The following is a 17,494-nucleotide window of genomic DNA, read 5'->3' as shown; positions in this document are numbered from 1 at the left end:
CATGGCCCGGCGCTACCACCGTGACCCCCAAGGTGTCGCCATGAAATTCTCTTCTCTTGCTGTATCCTTGGCCGGCGTGCTCGCGCTGGCCGGCTGCTCCACTCTGGTGCCGAAGAACACCGCTGTCGCTCCGGCGATTCCGGCGCAGTGGCCGGCCGAAGCCGCGCAGGGCCAGGTGGCCGATGTCGCCGCCGTCGGCTGGCGCGACTTCTTCACCGATCCACGCCTGCAGCAGGTGATCGAGCAGTCGCTGCAGAACAACCGCGACCTGCGCGTGGCCGTGCTCAATGTAGAGCGCGCGCGCGGCCAGTACCGCGTACAACGCGCCGACCGCGTGCCCGGCGTGGCTGTCACCGGCCAGATGGATCGCCGAGGCACCGACGCCGGCGTCACCGAGCAGTTCACCGCTGGTGTCGGCGTGGCCGAGTTCGAGCTGGATCTGTTCGGCCGCGTGCGCAATCTCAGTGAAGCGGCGTTGCAGCAGTACTTCGCCGTGGCCGCCAACCGCCGCAACGCGCAGCTGAGCCTGGTGGCCGAGACCGCGACTGCGTGGCTGACCTATGGTGCCGATGCGCAGCAGCTGAAGATCGCCGAGGCCACGCTGAAGACCTACGAGGATTCGCTGCGCCTGGCCGAGGCCCGCCACGAACGTGGTGGCAGTTCGGCGCTGGAGCTGACCCAGACCCGTACCCTGGTCGAGACCGCACGTACGGATGCTGCACGCCTGCGTGGCCAGCTGGCCCAGGACCGCAATGCGCTGGCGCTGCTGGCCGGTGGCCAGCTGGATCCGGCACTGCTGCCGGACAGCATCGAACCGCAGCTGCTTGCACTGGCCCCGCCGCCGGCCGGCCTGCCCAGCGACGTGCTGCTGCAGCGCCCGGACATCATGGCCGCCGAACACCAGCTGCTGGCCGCAAACGCCAACATCGGTGCGGCACGCGCAGCGTTCTTCCCGAGCATCTCGCTGACCGGCAGCATCGGCAGTGGTTCGAACGAACTGTCCAACCTGTTCGATAGTGGCACCCGTGTATGGAGTTTCCTGCCGAAGATCACCCTGCCGATCTTCCAGGGCGGCAAGCTGCGCGCCAACCTGGCCATCGCCAACGCAGATCGTGATATCGCTCTGGCGCAGTACGAGAAGTCGATCCAGGTGGGCTTCCGCGAAACCGCCGATGCGCTGGCATTGAATGTCAGCCTGGACGAGCAGGTGAGTTCACAGCAGCGCCTGGTGGACGCGGCCGAACAGGCCAACCGCCTGTCGCAGGCCCGCTACGACGCGGGGCTGGACAGCTTCGTCACCCTGCTTGATGCGCGGCGTACCGCCTACAACGCGCAGCAGACCCAGCTGCAGGCCCAGTTGGCGCAACAGGCCAACCGCATCACCCTGTACAAGGTGCTGGGTGGCGGCTGGCACGAGCGCAGCTGAGCAGCAATTCGATACCGGTAGCGCCGGGCCACGCCCGGCGGCCTTTCGTTCCTGCATGCCTGACGTCTGGGCGGACCGCACTTCGTGCTCGCCGGGCATGGCCAGGCGCTACCGCATGGGCCAACGGCACCATGCAAACGGATATTCATCGAGATGCAGGGTCAATCCTGCTCGGATGGGGTTGCCCAGGATGTACAACGCATGGCGCCTCAAGGCTTCCTCGCTGCGTACCGCGTGATCGAAATAGCTCGGCTGCCACAAAGGCGTCTGTATGCCGAACTGCTGCCCCAGCAACCGGCTGCTGCGGGATTTCACCGTTCCCATCATGCGCCCAGTGATCCGTCGCGCAGCTGCATCAGCCAATGCAGATGGTCAGGCATGACGACCCAAGCAAAGGACCGACTGAGGCCCATGCGTTCAACATACCTCAATGCATCCACAAGACACGTTGCACAACGTGGATCTTCAAAGACCGGGCGCCGGTGGCGTACGACCGTGGTGAGGACGTAGTAGCCCCCGATATGGGAGTGGCGGCCACGTTCCAGATGACGGCTGGACATGGCGCCAGTCTGCACTGATGGGATGTCCGCCGTTATCAGCCGAGGGCGATGGCCCGTGTGGGATTCTTCCGGGTATCGCGCTCGCCGGGCATGGCCCGGCGCTACCGTCAGATCGCTTCATCATCGCGCGGGGCCGCGCGGCAGGCGCGCACGCGCAGCAGCGCGTCACCGGCCTCGCGGGCCATGCGCTCGTATTCGGCGCGGATCTCTTCCAGCCGCGCTTCGTCCAGTTCTTCCAGATCCAACAGTTCGTTGTTCGCTTCGGCTGTCGCCCGGATCAGCTCGTCCAGCTTGATCTGCATCGCGGCGGTATCCGCGTTCTGCGTGTGCTGGATCAGGAACACCATCAGGAAGGTGATGATGGTGGTGCCGGTGTTGATCACCAGCTGCCAGGTGTCGTTGAAACCGAACACCGGGCCACTGATGCCCCAGATCACCACGATCGCTACTGCGGCCAGGAAGGTCCACGGCGAGCCGGTGGCGGCCGCGGCCTTCTTGGCGATCGTATTGAACAGGTTGCGTGCTTTCATCGTCGTCGTCCCACTCAGGTGACGAGGATGATCGGCAGTGGCCCGTGCAGGCGCCGTGCAGCGGCAGTCAGGCCCGCATGCGCTGCAGGCGCGGTGCCTGCAGGCTGCGCACCGGACTGCTCTGGTAGACGTGCTGCCAGCAACGGTCGACGAACTCGCGGGCCTGTGCTTCGCTCAGTCGCGGCATGATCTGCAGGGCGTACTGGGTCTGGAACATCTCGTCACGTTCGGCCTCGCTGGCGCGCGGCTGGGTGATCAGCGAATCGCAGGCAAACTTGATCCACGGCACGTATGAGCCGAACGAGTTGTGCGGCAGTGCGCCTTCGGCATGTTGGCGGCGCCAGTGATCCAGCTCGGCGTCAACGTTGATGACCGGAGGGATGGTGGGGACTTCAGCGTGCATGACAATCCAGTTCGGTTGAGTGGAAAGGGAGTGGGGGTTCATCGGAGTGTGGCGTATGTGGCGGTGCATGCCGCGTCAGCGCGATGTGGAGCTGGCGTTGGCATGTCCGATCAACTGCGCACGCTCGACTGCACCGAGATCTTCGGCGATGTCGGCCATCGCATTGCACAGGCGCTCATGGTCGAGCGGGTGGCCGCGCACCAGCTCCAGCTGCAGGCCCTGGTAGGCGGTCCAGAACAGTGCGCCACGCTGGTGCAGTGCGTACTGCTGCTGCAGGCGCTTGCGGATGGCTTCGAGGATCGGGTCAGGCGTAGGTCGTACGGCGTGCGCGCACATGGCTGGCTCCGCCGGGGAAAGAAGTCCCGGTAACCCCACCCTAGGCGCGGCAGCCGGGCGGGGTGTTATCGCTGCGTGTGCACGTTGCGCAGCTGACTGTGCACGGGTTCACGGCAATGGCCGCAAACGCTGCCGGCACTAGGGCGTGCCGGCACTGAAGCGTTCATTAAACGGGTTCAACAGGACACTGCGTGGTGATCATTCACCGATGTCTTCGTTCCAGATCTCCGGGTGCTGCGCAATGAAGCCGCCCAGCAGGTCCACGCATTCCTGGCTGTCCAGGTCGATCACGTTGACGCCGTTTTCCCGCAACCAGTCGATGCCGCCCTGGAAGGTGCGCGATTCGCCCACCACCACGGTGCCGATGTTGAACTGGCGCACCAGGCCCGAGCAGTACCAGCACGGTGCCAGGGTGGTGACCATGATCGTGTCCTGGTAACGGCGCTGGCGGCCGGCCTTGCGGAACGCATCGGTTTCGCCGTGCACCGACGGGTCGCCCTCCTGCACGCGGCGGTTATGGCCGCAGCCGAGCAGGCGGCCGTCGTTGTGGTACAGCGCCGCGCCGATCGGCACGCCGCCTTCGGCCAGGCCCTGGCGGGCTTCGGCGATGGCGGTCTGCAGCAGGGCCTGGTAGTCGGGCGTGGTGATCATGCGGGGCTCCGGTAAGTCGTGGCCCGCCATGATACGGGCAGGGGGTGCCGCTGGCCCCCGGCGGTGCGATAATCGGGGCCATGAGCGAATCCCCCTACAAAGCCGGTACCACCCATTTCGGGTTCCGCGACGTCGCCGCCAAGGACAAGCAGAAGCTGGTCGGCCAGGTGTTCACCTCGGTCGCGCGCAACTACGACCTGATGAACGACCTGATGAGCCTGGGCGTGCACCGGGCGTGGAAGCGCTACTACGTGGCGACCGCGCAGGTGAAGCCGGGCGACCGCGTGCTCGATCTGGCCGGCGGCACCGGCGACATCGCCGCCCTGCTGAAGGAACGCGTCGGCGCCGAGGGCTCGGTGGTGCTGGGCGACATCAACGCCGGCATGCTGTCGGTCGGCCGCGACCGCCTGACCAACCGCGGCCTGGTGCTTGGCCTGGACTACGTGCAGTGCAACGCCGAAGCCCTGCCGTTCCCGGACAACAGCTTCGACCTGGTCACCATCGCCTTCGGCCTGCGCAACGTGACCGACAAGGACGCCGGCCTGCGCGAGATGTACCGCGTGCTAAAGGTGGGCGGCCAGGCCCGCGTGCTGGAGTTCTCCGAAGTCACCGCGGACTGGTTCAAGCCGATCTACGACTTCCACTCGTTCAAGATCCTGCCCAAGCTGGGCAAGTTGTTCGCCAATGATTCGGACAGCTACCAGTACCTGGCCGAGAGCATCCGCAAGCACCCGCCGCAGGATGAACTGAAGGCGATGATGGGGCAGGCCGGTTTCGAGCGCTGCCACTACAAGAACCTGACCGGCGGCATCGTTTCGATCCACTCCGGCTACAAGCTGTAAGCCTTGCCCTGGTGGGTGCCAACCCTGGTTGGCACTCGGCCGCTGCGGTCATCCGCTCTGGTAGGTGCCGACCTTGGTCGGCACGGGTCTGCCACATGCGATGAAAGATCCGTGCCAACCAAGGTTGGCACCTACCCGGGGCGCAGCCGCAGGATCGGCCTTGGCCGCATTACCCCGCACCGCGCAACGCCTGCCGGGCCGGAGGGAGGTACCATTGGGGTTTGATCCCCGTAACGGTCCCGATTCATGCGTAATCCGCTGATGCTCCTTCCGCTGGCCGTGGCCCTGGCCGCCGGCTGCTCCCAGGAGGCGGCCGCGCCCGCCGCCGCCCCGACTGCCACAAAGGCCCCTGCCGCCCCCGTGAACGCCGAGAACCGCAGCCACGACGAAAGCTCGTACGCCGAGCCGGACAAGGTCGCCATCAAGGACATCGCACTGGATCTGAAGCTGGACTTCGACCAGAAGCAGATCGGCGGCACCGCCACCTACACCCTGGAATGGAAGCAGAAGGACGCCAAGCAGCTGGTGCTCGACACCCGCGAGCTGACCGTGTCCAAGGTTGAGGCCGTTGCCGCCGATGGCGCGCGCAGCCCGCTGAAGTTCGAGCTGGCCGCCGCTGACAAGGTGTTCGGCAGCAAGCTGACCATCGAGGCTCCGGAACAGCCGGCCAAGGTGGAAGTGACCTATCACACCGCGCCGACCGCCTCGGGCCTGCAGTGGCTGGCACCGTCGATGACCGAGGGCAAGAAGCTGCCCTTCATGTTCAGCCAGTCGCAGGCGATCCACGCCCGTTCCTGGGTGCCGCTGCAGGACACCCCGAGCGTTCGCTTCACCTACAGCGCGCACGTGGTCTCGCGCCCGGACGTGATGGTGCTGATGAGCGCCGACAACGATCCGAAGGCCGCGCGTGACGGTGACTACACCTTCAAGATGCCGCAGCCGATTCCGTCCTACCTGCTGGCCATCGCCGCCGGCGACCTGGTGTTCGAGCCGATCTCCGGCCGCTCCGGCGTCTGGGCCGAGCCGACCATGGTCAACAAGGCCGCCAAGGAATTCGAAGACACCGAGAAGATGATCGGTGCCGCCGAGAAGCTGTACGGCGAATACCGCTGGGGCCGCTACGACATGCTGGTGCTGCCGCCGTCGTTCCCGTTCGGCGGCATGGAAAACCCGCGCCTGACCTTCGCCACCCCGACCGTGATCGTCGGCGACAAGTCGTTGGTCTCGCTGGTCGCCCACGAACTGGCGCACAGCTGGTCGGGCAACCTGGTGACCAACGCCAGCTGGAAGGACATCTGGCTCAATGAAGGCTTCACCACCTACGTCCAGGGCCGCATCACCGAAGCCCTGTACGGCAAGGAAATGGCCGAGATGGAGAAGCAGATCGACCAGACCGACCTGCTGGCCGAAGTGAAGGACATGAGCCCGGCTGACCAGGCACTGGCGCTGCCGCCGCTGAACGAGCGTGATCCCGACGAAGCGCTCAGCCAGGTCGCCTACGTCAAGGGTGCGTGGTTCCTGGAATTCCTGGAGCAGCGCTTCGGCCGCGAGACCTTCGATCCGTTCCTGCGCGGCTGGTTCGATGACCACGCCTTCCAGAGCGCGAACACCGACCAGTTCGTCGCGTACATGAAGAAGAACCTGCTGCCGAAGAATCCCTCGGCCGTGACCGAGGCCGAACTGAAGGCGTGGCTGGACGAGCCGGGCATTCCGGCGTTCGCTGCCAAGGCGCAGTCGCGCAACTTCAGCAGCGTCGATACCGCGCGCATCGCCTTCGCCAGCGCCGGCACCGTGCCGAGCAGCCAGGTCATCGCCGACTGGAGCACGCAGGAATGGGTGCGCTTCATCGACGGCCTGGGTGCGACCCAGCCGCTGGACAAGCTGGCCACGCTGGACAAGGCCTTCCACTTCACTGGCACCCCGAATGGCGAGATCGCCATGCGCTGGTACCCGCTGGCGATCCGCAGCGGCTACGAGCAGGCCAATGAAGGCGCGGCGGCATTCATCGAGCGCGTCGGCCGTCGCAAGCTGATCCTGCCGATCTACGCCGAACTGGTGAAGACCCCGAAGGGGCTGGAGCTGGCCAAGCAGGCCTTCGAAAAGGCCAAGCCGGGCTACCACCCGATCACCACCGCCTCGGTCCAGGACATGCTGGCCAAGGCTGAAGCCAAGTAAGCGGTAGTGCCGGCCGCTGGCCGGCAACCGGTCACTGCTTCACCACCAACGGCGGGGAAACCCGCCGTTGGTGTATCCGCTTTTCGCTGCCGATAGAATCGGGATGCACCCGCAAAGGACCTCCGCCATGAAACGACTGATCCTGCTCACCGCCTGCACCCTGGCGCTGGCCGCCTGCAGCAACCCCGAGGAAGAACGCAAGGCGCAGGAAGCCGCCGCAGCCGCCGTGCAGGCGCAGAAGGAGGCCAAGGCCGAAGACGTGGCCAAGCAGTACGACATGGCCGTGGCCGCGCAGGACTGGGAGCGCGCGCGCCTGCATGGTGCCTCGCTGCTGGACCAGTACAAGGACACCGCGGCCGCCGAGCGCATCGCCGCAGGCTTCGACGAGGTCAAGGCCAAGGGCGATGCCGCGCGCGACCTGCGCCGCATGCAGGCGCTGTGGCAGTACAACCAGATCCCGGTGGGCAACAAGGGCAACCAGGTTTCGGCGCAGATCTACAGCAAGGAACGGGTGGACGTGGATGGAAGCGGCGCCAAGCCGGTGCAGCTGGTGTTCCGCGATCATCCGGAGTGGAAGCGGCATGCGTATCTGGTGCTGCAGGCCGGCGATTTCCGTTGCCCGCAGTGCACGGTGAAAGTAACCGTGGACGACGGCAAGCCGATTTCCATGGCGGCGTGGCGTCCGAAGACCGATGAAGCCATTGCCCTGTTCATCACCGACCAGAAGGCGCTGTGGAAGCTGGCGCGCAAGGGCAAGTCGATCAGCATCGAGTTCCCGGTCAAGGCCGGTGGCACCCGCACCGCTGTGTTCGAAACCGGTGGCGTCGACGCCAGCCGCATGCCGCAGTGGTGGCAGTGATGGTTGCGGCGGGCAGCGCAGTGCACGCGTTGTCCGCGATCCGGCACTGGGTGTTCGACATGGATGGCACGCTGACCGTCGCCGTGCATGATTTTGCCGCGATCCGCCGCGCGCTGGAGATCGCGGCCGAGGAAGACATCCTTGACCATATTGCGGCGTTGCCGGACGCACCGGCGCAGGCCAAGCGCGAGTGGCTGCTGGATCATGAGCGCGCGCTGGCCGAGGACGCACTGCCGGCACCGGGTGCGCTGAAGCTGCTGCGCGCGTTGTCGGCGGCAGGCTGCCGGCTCGGCATCCTGACCCGCAATGATCATGCGCTGGCGAAGCTGACGTTGGACGCGATCGGGGTCGGGGCGTTGTTCGACGATGCCGACATCATCGGCCGCGATGAAGCGGTGCCCAAACCCTCACCGGATGGCCTGCAGCAGCATCTGCGGCGTTGGGGGATCGGGGCTGCGGAGGCGGTGATGGTCGGTGACCACGCCTACGACCTGGAGTGCGGCCGTGCGGCCGGCGCCCATACCGTGCTGGTCAACCTGCCGGAAAACCCATGGCCGGGCCGTGCCGACTGGCATTTCGCTGATTGCCGCGCCTTGCTGGCTGCCTGGCAGGGCGCTTGCTGATGTAGAGCCGAGCCCACGCTCGGCTGCTCTCCTCCGGTCAGATCGCGCTGGCGCGTGCAAGCCGAGCATGGCTCGGCTCTACAGAGAGCAGGCCACGTGTTGGTCGGAGGTTCCGGTAGTGCCGGCCGCTGGCCGGCAATGTCGACCAAGGTCGACACCTACCGATCAGATGTGCGGGCAGTTCGGTTACGCGCTCAGCGCGTAACCGAACTGCTGCTTGAACTGCTCGTTGAACTCATCGAAGGTGAAGCGCTGGTTCTGCGTGCCCGGGTGCTCGACCTTCAGCGCGCCCATCAGGTTGCCCATGCGGCCGATGGTCAGCCAGTCGTAGCCCTTCTGGATGCCGTAGATCAGGCCGGCGCGGAAGGCGTCGCCACAGCCGGTCGGGTCGACCACGCGGCGCTCATGCGCCGGCGGAATGTCGTAGCTCTTTTCCGGGGTGTGGATGACCGCGCCCTTCGGGCCGCGGGTGGTGATGTAGGCCTTGACCCGGCTGACGATCTCTTTCTCGTCCCAGCCAGTGCGTTCCTGCAGCAGGTTCGACTCGTAGTCGTTGACCACCACGTAGTCGGCCTGCTCGATGAACTCGCGCAGTTCCGGGCCGTTGAACAGCGGCATGGCCTGGCCCGGGTCGAAGATGAACGGGATGCCGTCTTCGTGGAATTCCTGCGCGTTCTGGATCATGCCTTCGCGGCCGTCCGGGCCGACCAGGCCCAGGGTCACGCCCGGTACGCCACGCACGTGGTTTTCGTAGGAACGCATCATCGCGCCCGGGTGGAAGGCGGTGATCTGGTTGTTGTCGTGATCGGTGGTGATGAACGCCTGCGGGGTGAACAGCTCATCGATCACGCGCACGCGCGACAGGTCGATGCCCAGGCCTTCGAAGTACTCACGGTACGGGCCAAAGTCCGAACCCACGGTGCCCATCGGGATCGGCTGGCCGCCCAGCAGGTGCAGGTTGTAGGCGATGTTGCCGGCGCAGCCGCCGAACTCGCGGCGCATGCGCGGGACCAGGAAGGACACGTTCAGGATGTGCACCTTGTCCGGCAGGATGTGATTCTTGAACTGGTCCGGGAACACCATGATGGTGTCGAAGGCAAGAGAACCACAGATCAGAGCGGACATCGATGTAAGCCTATGCGGTGAATTTTGGGGTGGGCCGGCCCGGTTCGGCGGGCAAGCAAACGGCGCCCTTGGGCGCCCGACGGCGCAAAGGTTACCCGCTGGTGCCGCTCAGGGCCAGAACCGGGTGAGACCCGATCAGGCCGAAAGCCTGTGAAGACGCGGGTTCAGCTAGTTTTTTCCTTGCTCGGCGGCAGGCGGGTTGCTAGGCTTGTCGGCCTCGATTTCTGCCCATTTTTTCGCCATCCCGCGGCGGGCACGACACCCCTCAGGACTCCTTCCTCAGATGTTCAAGAAACTCCGTGGCATGTTCTCCAACGACCTGTCCATCGACCTGGGCACGGCCAACACCCTCATCTACGTGCGCGGGCAGGGGATCGTGCTGAACGAGCCATCGGTCGTGGCCGTGCGTCAGGACCGTGCCATCGGTGGCACCCGCTCGGTGGCAGCCGTAGGCGCCGAAGCCAAGCAGATGCTGGGCCGTACCCCGGGCCACATCACCACCATCCGCCCGATGAAGGACGGCGTCATCGCCGACTTCACCTATACCGAGGCGATGCTCAAGCACTTCATCAAAAAGGTGCACAAATCGCGCGTGCTGCGCCCGAGCCCGCGCGTGCTGGTCTGCGTGCCGGCCGGCTCGACCCAGGTCGAGCGCCGCGCGATCAAGGAATCGGCCGAGGAAGCCGGTGCCCGTGACGTGTTCCTGATCGAAGAACCGATGGCGGCCGCGATCGGCGCCGGCATGCCGGTCACTGAAGCGCGTGGCTCGATGGTCATCGACATCGGCGGCGGCACCACCGAAGTGGCGGTGATCTCGCTCAACGGCATCGTCTACTCGGCGTCGGTCCGCATCGGTGGCGACCGCTTCGACGAGTCGATCACCAACTACGTGCGCCGCAACCACGGCATGCTGATCGGTGAAGCCACCGCTGAGCGCATCAAGGTCGAGCTGGGCTGTGCCTACCCGCAGGCGGAAGTGATCGAGATGGAAATCTCCGGCCGCAACCTCGCCGAGGGCGTGCCGAAGATGATCAAGATCAGCTCCAACGAGGTGCTTGAAGCCCTGCACGAGCCGCTGTCGGGCATCGTCAGCGCGGTCAAGCTGGCGCTGGAACAGACCCCGCCGGAACTGTGTGCCGACGTTGCCGAGCGCGGCATCGTGCTGACCGGTGGCGGCGCCCTGCTGCGTGACCTGGACCGCCTGATTTCCGAGGAAACCGGCCTGCACGTGCAGGTGGCGGACGATCCGCTGACCTGCGTGGCCCGCGGCGGTGGCCGTGCGCTGGAGCTGGTCGACATGCACGGCAACGAGTTCTTTGCGCCGGAATAAGCCGTCCCGGCTGCCTGCGCCCGCAGCGCCCCTCCGGGGTGCGGCCCACCACGAGGGTGGGCCGGCACCGGCGGGGCGCCCGCGTGTTCCCCTTCCGCCTTCTGCCAATTGAATCGTTGCCGTGCCGCCCTACGCCGGACCTCCCGTTGCTTCCCGATCCGGTGATGCCGCCAGCCCGCTGCGTCTGCTGGCTTATCTGGCACTGGCCATCACTCTGATCGTGCTTGACGACCAGGCCGGCTGGCTCGCGCACCTGCGCGGGCAGGCCAACAGCCTGGTGCAGCCGGTATGGGCACTGGCTGGCCTGCCGGGCAAGCTCGGCAACCAGGTCAAGGACTCGGCGGCCAGCCATGGCCAGCTGGTCAACGAGAACCGTGAACTGCGCAACCAGCTGTTGCTGGCCAACGCGCGCCTGACCCGCCTGCAGACCGCCGCGCTGGACAACGCCCAGCTGCGCGAACTGCTGAACGTGGCCGAGCGCAGTGGCCTGGACGTGCAGCTGGCGCCGATCCTGGATATCGACCTGGACCCGGTGAAGCAGCGCCTGGTGCTCGACGCCGGCAGCCGCGAAGGCGTGCACGTCGGCCAGGCGGTGATCGATGCCGGCGGCCTGATGGGCCAGGTGATCAGCGTCACCGGCGGTACCTCCACCGTGCTGCTGCTGACCGACCCCGACCATGCCGTGCCGGTGACCGTGGCCCGCAACGGCGTGCGACTGATCGTCTACGGCCGCGGCGACAAGCTGGAACTGCGCGACATCCCGCTCAGCGCCGGCGTGGAAGTGGGCGATGAGATCGTTACCTCCGGCCTCGGCGGTCGTTTCCCGGCCGGCTTCCCGGTCGGCACCATCACCGGCCTGCGCCCGGACGACACCCATGCCTTCCTGGTGGGCGAACTGAAGCCGGCCGCGCAGCTGGACCGCGGCCGCGACGTGCTTCTGCTGCGCCCCGGCGCGGCGATCCGTATTCCGCCGAACCTGCGCCTGCAGATGGAGCAGGGCGCTCCCGGTGGTCCGGCCGATGCCACAGCGCTGCCGACCGGCACCGCGCCAGCAGCGACGCAGCCCAGCCCGGGAGTGCCGGCCGCTGGCCGGCAACCGTCCTCGTCATCGACGAGGCCGCCTGCCCCCGCATCCTCCCTTGACCCCGCGCCTTCGGCGCGCCCACCTCAACAAGAGGGGGGCTCTCCCCCAGCTGGATCCACGGGAGTGCCGGCCGCTGGCCGGCAACCGACCACGCCGGAGGCCCAGCGATGAGCCGCCTGCGCGACAACCCGTGGGTGCTGCCGGCCAGCCTGGTGGTGGCGCTGCTGCTGGGCCTGCTGCCGTTGCCTGCGCTGCTGCAGCCACTGCGCCCGTACTGGCTGGCGCTGGTGCTGGCGTATTGGGTGATCGAGACACCCGAGCGGGTCGGCCTGGGCATCGCTTTCGCCAGCGGCGTCATCGCCGACCTGCTGTACGGCGGCGTACTCGGCGAACAGGCGCTGCGGCTGGTGATGCTGGCCTTCATCCTGCAGCGTTTCCGCGCCCGCATCCGTTTCTTCCCGATGTCGCAGCAGATGCTGGCCATCGGCGGCCTGCTGTTCAACGATCGCATCGTCAGCGCCCTGGTGCACATCCTGGTGGGTGAACCCACCCTGCCGTGGTCGTACTGGTGGGCGCCGCTGCTGGGCATGGGCCTGTGGCCGCTGGTGTTCGTGCTGCTGGATGCGGTGCGCTTCGGCAAGCGCGGGCGCTGAGCCATGATCCCGCGCCGCCAGGTCAAGAATCCGCACGCCGAAGCCGAACAGTTCCGCCGCCGCGCGGCGCTGGGTTTCCTGGGCGTGCTGGTCTGCCTGCTGGGACTGGGCGGCTGGTACTTCAAGCTGCAGGTGCTGGACCACGACGTCTACGCCACGCGCTCGGAAGCCAACCGCATCAAGCCGCGGCCGGTAGTGCCCGGGCGCGGCATGATCTACGACCGCAACGGTCGCCTGCTGGCCGAGAACGTGCCGGCGTTCCGCCTGGACGTGACCCCGGACAAGGTCAAGGACATGGACGCCACCCTGGAAGGGCTGGCGAAGATCATCAGCATCAGCCCGGAAGAGCTGGAAGCGTTCAACAAGTCGCGCAAGGCGCGCCGCAAGTTCCTGCCGGTCACGCTGAAGCTGCGCATGAGCGACGAGGAGATGGCGCGCTTCGCCGTCGACCGCTGGCGCTTCCCCGGCGTCGAGCTGGAGCCCTACCTGACCCGGCGCTACCCGTATGGCGACCTGTTCGCGCACATCATCGGCTACGTCGGCCGTGTCGACGACAAGGATCTGGAGATCCTCGGCGAAGGCAATGCCGCGCTGACCCACATCGGCAAGTCCGGCCTGGAGCGCTATTACGAGCAGCAGCTGCGCGGCAAGGTCGGCTACGAGCAGGTCGAGACCAACGTGCAGGGCCGTGCCATCCGCACCATCGGCCGCGTTGCCGCGCAGTCCGGCGCCGACCTGCGGCTGTCGATCGACGCCGACCTGCAGCGCGCCATGGTGGCCGCGTTCGGCGACCAGGAAGGCTCGGCCGTGGCGATGGACCCGCGTACCGGCGAAGTGCTGGCGATGGTCAGCCTGCCGTCGTACGACCCCAACCTGTTCGTCAACGGTATCTCGCATGCCGATTTCAAGGCGCTGAACGACAACCCGTCGCGGCCGCAGTTCAACCGCCTGGTACTCGGTGGCGTCGCGCCCGGTTCCACGCTCAAGCCGCTGATCGGCCTGGCCGGCCTGGATTCGGGGGTACGCCGCCCGGAAGACAAGGTGTTGTCCACCGGCATGTTCTATCTGCCCGGCACCTCGCGTGGCTGGGGTGACTCGCACCGCGGTGGGCATGGCTGGACCGACCTGCGTAAATCCATCGCGCAGTCGGTCAACACCTATTACTACAAGCTGGCGCTGGACCTGGGCATCGAGCGCTTCGACCACTACATGGAGTACTACGGCTTCGGCCAGCCGACCGGTATCGACCTGACCGGCGAGATCGGCGGCATCCTGCCGTCGCCGGCCTACAAGCGGAAGAGCCGCAAGGAGGCCTGGTATCCGGGCGATACAGTCAACATCAGCATCGGCCAGGGTGACTGGAAGGTCACCCCACTGCAGCTGGCGCGGGGTGTCAGTGGGCTGGCCAACGGGCAGCTGCGCACGCCCCATCTGGTGATCCAGCAGCGTGCGGGGTTCGACCATGACTGGATGGCGACCGACCCGGGCGAAAGCAAACCGGTCAGCCCGAACCCGAACAATCTGCAGGCGGTGCGCGAAGGCATGATGGCCACCATGCTGCCTGGCGGCAGCGCGGCCCGCATGGCCGCCGGCGCGCCGTATACGATGGCCGGCAAGACCGGTACCGCGCAGGTCGTCAGCCGCAAGGGCACGGCCGCGGTGAATCCGAAGAGCCTGCCGATGCACCTGCGCCACCGCGCGCTGTTCGTCGGTTTCGCGCCGGTCGACCAGCCGGTGATCGCGCTGGCGATCGCGGTGGAGGGCGGCGGCTACGGCGGTGCGGCGGCTGCGCCGATCGCACGCAAGGTGTTCGACGCCTATCTGCTGGGCAAGATGCCTGAAGGCATGCAGCCGCTGGACAGCGAGCGCGGCACCACCGCCATCGGTGCCACCGCGTTCGACAACGAAGATGTGGGTGCGCGCCAGGCCGGTGACCTTGCTGCGGCACAGCTGGGCGAGCACCCGGTGCTGGTCGGCGTGCCCGCGCCGGAACCGGCACCCGCACCGCCGCAGCCGGGGGCGCCGGCTGCGGCCGCGCTGCCGGCCACGCCACGCCCGACCACCGTGGAGCCCGCACGATGAGAGTGTTTCTGCGTTGGGCCGGCGACATGCTGCGTCGCTTCTTCAGCACGCTGGACTGGGTGTTGTGCCTGACCCTGGGCGCGCTGATGGTGATCGGTCTGGCCACGCTGAAGAGTGCCGGTGGCGACGGCCTGGTGATGGCACAGGGCGCGCGCTTCGCAGTGGGCATGGCCGCGTTGTGGGGCATCTCGCGGGTACCGATCCTGCGGATCCGCTCGGCCACGCCGATGATCTACGCAATCTCGATGATCCCGCTGCTGGCGGTGTTTGTGCTGGGTACCGGCAAATACGGCCGGCAGTGGCTGGACCTGAAATTCTTCTACCTGCAGCCGGCCGAGCTGCTGAAGGTCAGCCTGCCGATGATGGTGGCCTGGTACCTGCACAAGATGCCGTTGCCACCGCGCTTCAACACCGTGCTCGTGGCCCTGGTCATCATCGGCGTACCAACCGGCCTGGTGATGCTGCAGCCGGACTTCGGCACCGGTGTGCTGATCGCCGCCAGCGGCGTGTTCGTGCTGCTGCTGGCAGGCCTGCCGTGGTGGTGGGTCGGCCTGGGTGTGGGCGGCGTGGCCGCGGTTGCGCCGGTGGCCTGGTTCTGGCTGCTGCGGCCGTACCAGAAGGACCGCATCATGATGTTCCTGGACCCGGAGATGGATGCGCTGGGGGCCGGCTGGAACATCATCCAGTCGAAGATCGCGATCGGTTCCGGCGGCTTCGATGGCAAGGGCTGGGGCGAAGGCTCGCAGTCGCACTTGAACTTCATTCCCGAGCAGACCACCGACTTCGCGTTCTCGGTGCTGAGTGAGGAATTCGGCTGGATCGGCGTGGCCACCGTGCTGGCGCTGTACCTTGTGGTGATCGGGCGTTGCCTGTGGATTGCCAGCCAGTCGCGCGATTCGTACTCGCGCCTGCTGGCCGGCGCTACCGGCCTGGCGTTCTTCGTCTATGTACTGGTGAACGGCGGGATGATTTCCGGCCTGCTGCCGGTGGTGGGCGTGCCGATGCCGCTGATCAGCTACGGCGGTACCTCGGCGGTGTCACTGCTGGCCGGCTTCGGGTTGGTGATGGCCGTGCGCAGTCACAACCCGGTGCACGGCGGCTACGGGTAACACCGGCTGCGCAGGACCACCATGACAGCTTCACGCAAGCGCCCGTTGCTACCGTGGCGCGCGTGGAATGGAAACGACTGCTTGGCGGCTGCCGTGAGGCGGTGCGCACGATCGACCTGCCGTTGCTGGTCGCGTTGTTGATCCTGATGGGCGCGGGCCTGGCGGTGCTGCACAGCGTGTCCGGGCCAGTGACCGGGCAGGCGGCGCGCTTTGCCGGTGGCCTGTTGGCGATGTGGCTGCTGTCGCGTGTTTCGCTGCTGCGCCTGCGCGCGTGGACACCGGCGTTGTATGCGCTGTCGATGCTGCCGCTGATGGCGGTGTATGTGATCGGCACCGGCAAGTACGGGCAGCGCTGGCTCAACCTGGGCGTCTTCTACCTGCAGCCGTCGGAGCTGCTCAAGCTCAGCCTGCCGTTGATGATGGCCTGGTACCTGCACCGGCAGCCGTTGCCGCCCTCGCCACGCACGGTGCTGACGGCCGCAGTGTTGATCGGCGTTCCTGCCGTGCTGATCCTGATGCAGCCGAACCTCGGCACCGCCACCTTGGTCACTGCCAGCGGGGTGTTCGCGTTGCTGCTGGCCGGCCTGCACTGGGGCTGGGTGGCAACGGGCGCGGCGGGGCTGGCGGTGGCCGCACCGCTGGCGTGGTTCGGGCTGTTGCGGCAGTACCAGAAGGATCGCGTACTGACCTTCCTCGACCCGGCGGCAGATCCGCTCGGCACCGGCTGGAACATCCTGCAGTCACGCATCGCGATCGGTTCCGGTGGCTGGCAGGGGCGTGGCTGGGGGCAGGGCACGCAGGCCACGCTGGATTTCCTGCCCGAGTACACCACCGACTTCGCGTTCTCGGTGCTGGCCGAGGAATTCGGCTGGATCGGTGTGGCGACGCTGTTCGCGCTGTACCTGTTCGTGGTCGGACGCTGCCTGTGGATCGCAGTGCACGCACGCGACACGCATGCAAGGTTGCTGGCCGGCAGCCTGGGGTTGGCGTTCTTCGTCTATGTACTGGTCAATGGTGGAATGATTTCCGGCCTGCTGCCGGTGGTGGGCATCCCGATGCCGTTGATCAGCTATGGCGGGACATCGGCGGTCTCGTTGCTGGCCGGCATCGGACTGGTGATGGCGGTGCGTGGGCACCGGCCCGTGCACGGGGGATAGGGTTTCCAGCCAACGGCGCAGCCCCTCGTGGATGACCGCGCAAAGCAGTTCATGGGTGGGGCCGGGTAGATGGGCCGCGCAGGGGACGCTGCAAGTACATTCATGTAAGCTCGGTCGCCGCATCCATGCGGCTCACGCCCCTGCGCAGCCCATCTACCCGGCCACGGACAGGTTCCGTGCGCGTCTCCCACGGAGAAGAAAAAGAAGATCAAAAGCAAAGGCGGCCTGGCGGGTCGCTTCATTGCCTTGTGTAGAGCCGATCCATGCTCGGCTCACGAGCAAGCGCAGCGTCGCGATCCGCTTTTGATCTTCTTTTTCTTCTCCGTGGGGGGCAGACCTCCGAAATGTGTCAGAGGCCGGTCGGGTTGGGTACGCGGGGGTGTCAGCCGCATGGGCCCGAGGCATGCCTCGAGCGGGTTGGGCAGGACGCCCAACCCCGGTCTTGCCGTGTGCGCAGGACAGCGCACACGAGCAAGCGGCTGCCAAGCCTTATCTGATGGAAATCTGGCAGCGTAGGTGCCGAGAGCCGGCGTGGGCCGCCGTGTAAGC

Annotated in this window: 16 protein-coding genes and 1 pseudogene; 11 read left to right on the top strand and 6 right to left on the bottom strand. The window is 66.8% G+C overall.

The features are described from left to right. Positions 1 to 40 precede the first annotated feature (40 nt). Positions 41 to 1,426 carry a multidrug efflux RND transporter outer membrane subunit SmeF gene (gene smeF / locus ARC63_RS21290; protein WP_057504330.1) on the top strand — a complete coding sequence of 462 codons (1,386 nt, stop codon included), beginning with the start codon at positions 41 to 43 and terminating at the stop codon, positions 1,424 to 1,426. Positions 1,427 to 1,534: 108 nt separating this feature from the next. Here the strand turns inward: smeF and ARC63_RS23965 are convergent. The 5 genes and pseudogenes from ARC63_RS23965 to ARC63_RS21265 form a co-directional block, all read right to left on the bottom strand. Beyond that, positions 1,535 to 1,986 (bottom strand): annotated as a pseudogene (locus ARC63_RS23965) (REP-associated tyrosine transposase). Between the two features lie 107 nt (positions 1,987 to 2,093). After that, entirely contained in the window at positions 2,094 to 2,516 is a 423-nt protein-coding gene (locus ARC63_RS21280; protein WP_010481401.1) for a low affinity iron permease family protein, read from the bottom strand. A 67-nt stretch (positions 2,517 to 2,583) separates the two neighbouring features. Further along, the gene (locus ARC63_RS21275) at positions 2,584 to 2,919 is read right to left on the bottom strand and encodes a hypothetical protein (RefSeq protein WP_005411085.1); all 336 of its coding nucleotides are present in this window, start codon (positions 2,917 to 2,919) and stop codon (positions 2,584 to 2,586) included. Between the two features lie 75 nt (positions 2,920 to 2,994). Continuing rightward, positions 2,995 to 3,255 carry a hypothetical protein gene (locus tag ARC63_RS21270; protein ID WP_057504329.1) on the bottom strand — a complete coding sequence of 87 codons (261 nt, stop codon included), beginning with the start codon at positions 3,253 to 3,255 and terminating at the stop codon, positions 2,995 to 2,997. 198 nt (positions 3,256 to 3,453) lie between these two features. Then, on the bottom strand, positions 3,454 to 3,906 hold the full coding sequence (locus ARC63_RS21265; RefSeq protein ID WP_005411083.1) for a nucleoside deaminase: 453 nt from the start codon (positions 3,904 to 3,906) through the stop codon (positions 3,454 to 3,456). 80 nt (positions 3,907 to 3,986) lie between these two features. Between ARC63_RS21265 and ubiE the strand changes: the two genes are divergently transcribed. The 4 genes from ubiE to ARC63_RS21245 all read left to right on the top strand — a co-directional run bounded on the left by ubiE (position 3,987) and on the right by ARC63_RS21245 (position 8,405). Continuing rightward, positions 3,987 to 4,748: a bifunctional demethylmenaquinone methyltransferase/2-methoxy-6-polyprenyl-1,4-benzoquinol methylase UbiE gene (ubiE, locus tag ARC63_RS21260; RefSeq protein WP_005411082.1), complete on the top strand. Its 762-nt coding sequence runs from the start codon at positions 3,987 to 3,989 to the stop codon at positions 4,746 to 4,748. Between the two features lie 246 nt (positions 4,749 to 4,994). Next, complete coding sequence (locus tag ARC63_RS21255) at positions 4,995 to 6,923, top strand: M1 family metallopeptidase (RefSeq protein ID WP_010481409.1); 1,929 nt, start codon at positions 4,995 to 4,997, stop codon at positions 6,921 to 6,923. 127 nt (positions 6,924 to 7,050) lie between these two features. Further along, a complete protein-coding gene (locus ARC63_RS21250; RefSeq protein WP_019337678.1) occupies positions 7,051 to 7,782 on the top strand; it encodes a hypothetical protein in 732 nt (243 codons plus the stop codon). After that, complete coding sequence (locus ARC63_RS21245; RefSeq protein ID WP_010481411.1) at positions 7,782 to 8,405, top strand: HAD family hydrolase; 624 nt, start codon at positions 7,782 to 7,784, stop codon at positions 8,403 to 8,405. The genes ARC63_RS21250 and ARC63_RS21245 overlap by 1 nt, the downstream gene beginning before the upstream one ends. 186 nt (positions 8,406 to 8,591) lie before the next feature. Here the strand turns inward: ARC63_RS21245 and ARC63_RS21240 are convergent, their stop codons facing one another. After that, on the bottom strand, positions 8,592 to 9,530 hold the full coding sequence (locus ARC63_RS21240) for a carbohydrate kinase family protein (RefSeq protein ID WP_010481412.1): 939 nt from the start codon (positions 9,528 to 9,530) through the stop codon (positions 8,592 to 8,594). Between the two features lie 283 nt (positions 9,531 to 9,813). Here ARC63_RS21240 and ARC63_RS21235 point away from each other — a divergent pair, with 283 nt between their 5' ends. The 6 genes from ARC63_RS21235 to rodA (ARC63_RS21210) all read left to right on the top strand — a co-directional run bounded on the left by ARC63_RS21235 (position 9,814) and on the right by rodA (ARC63_RS21210) (position 16,945). After that, entirely contained in the window at positions 9,814 to 10,860 is a 1,047-nt protein-coding gene (locus ARC63_RS21235) for a rod shape-determining protein (RefSeq protein ID WP_005419402.1), read from the top strand. A 121-nt stretch (positions 10,861 to 10,981) separates the two neighbouring features. Beyond that, the gene (mreC, locus tag ARC63_RS21230) at positions 10,982 to 12,115 is read left to right on the top strand and encodes a rod shape-determining protein MreC (RefSeq protein WP_053443534.1); all 1,134 of its coding nucleotides are present in this window, start codon (positions 10,982 to 10,984) and stop codon (positions 12,113 to 12,115) included. Then, positions 12,112 to 12,597: a rod shape-determining protein MreD gene (gene mreD, locus ARC63_RS21225; protein ID WP_010481414.1), complete on the top strand. Its 486-nt coding sequence runs from the start codon at positions 12,112 to 12,114 to the stop codon at positions 12,595 to 12,597. The genes mreC and mreD overlap by 4 nt, the downstream gene beginning before the upstream one ends. 3 nt (positions 12,598 to 12,600) lie before the next feature. Continuing rightward, positions 12,601 to 14,679 carry a penicillin-binding protein 2 gene (gene mrdA, locus ARC63_RS21220; RefSeq protein ID WP_010481416.1) on the top strand — a complete coding sequence of 693 codons (2,079 nt, stop codon included), beginning with the start codon at positions 12,601 to 12,603 and terminating at the stop codon, positions 14,677 to 14,679. Further along, on the top strand, positions 14,676 to 15,788 hold the full coding sequence (gene rodA / locus ARC63_RS21215; protein WP_053443533.1) for a rod shape-determining protein RodA: 1,113 nt from the start codon (positions 14,676 to 14,678) through the stop codon (positions 15,786 to 15,788). Before mrdA ends, rodA (ARC63_RS21215) begins: the two co-directional genes overlap by 4 nt. A gap of 62 nt (positions 15,789 to 15,850) precedes the next feature. Continuing rightward, positions 15,851 to 16,945, top strand: coding sequence for a rod shape-determining protein RodA (gene rodA, locus ARC63_RS21210; RefSeq protein ID WP_231298677.1), 1,095 nt, complete (start codon positions 15,851 to 15,853; stop codon positions 16,943 to 16,945). Positions 16,946 to 17,494: the final 549 nt, after the last annotated feature.

The sequence above is a fragment of the Stenotrophomonas geniculata ATCC 19374 = JCM 13324 genome (genome assembly GCF_001431625.1).
GTDB lineage: Bacteria > Pseudomonadota > Gammaproteobacteria > Xanthomonadales > Xanthomonadaceae > Stenotrophomonas > Stenotrophomonas geniculata.
Note: the sequence above shows the minus strand (reverse complement) of the source record. Positions and strands in the feature narration are given on the sequence as shown.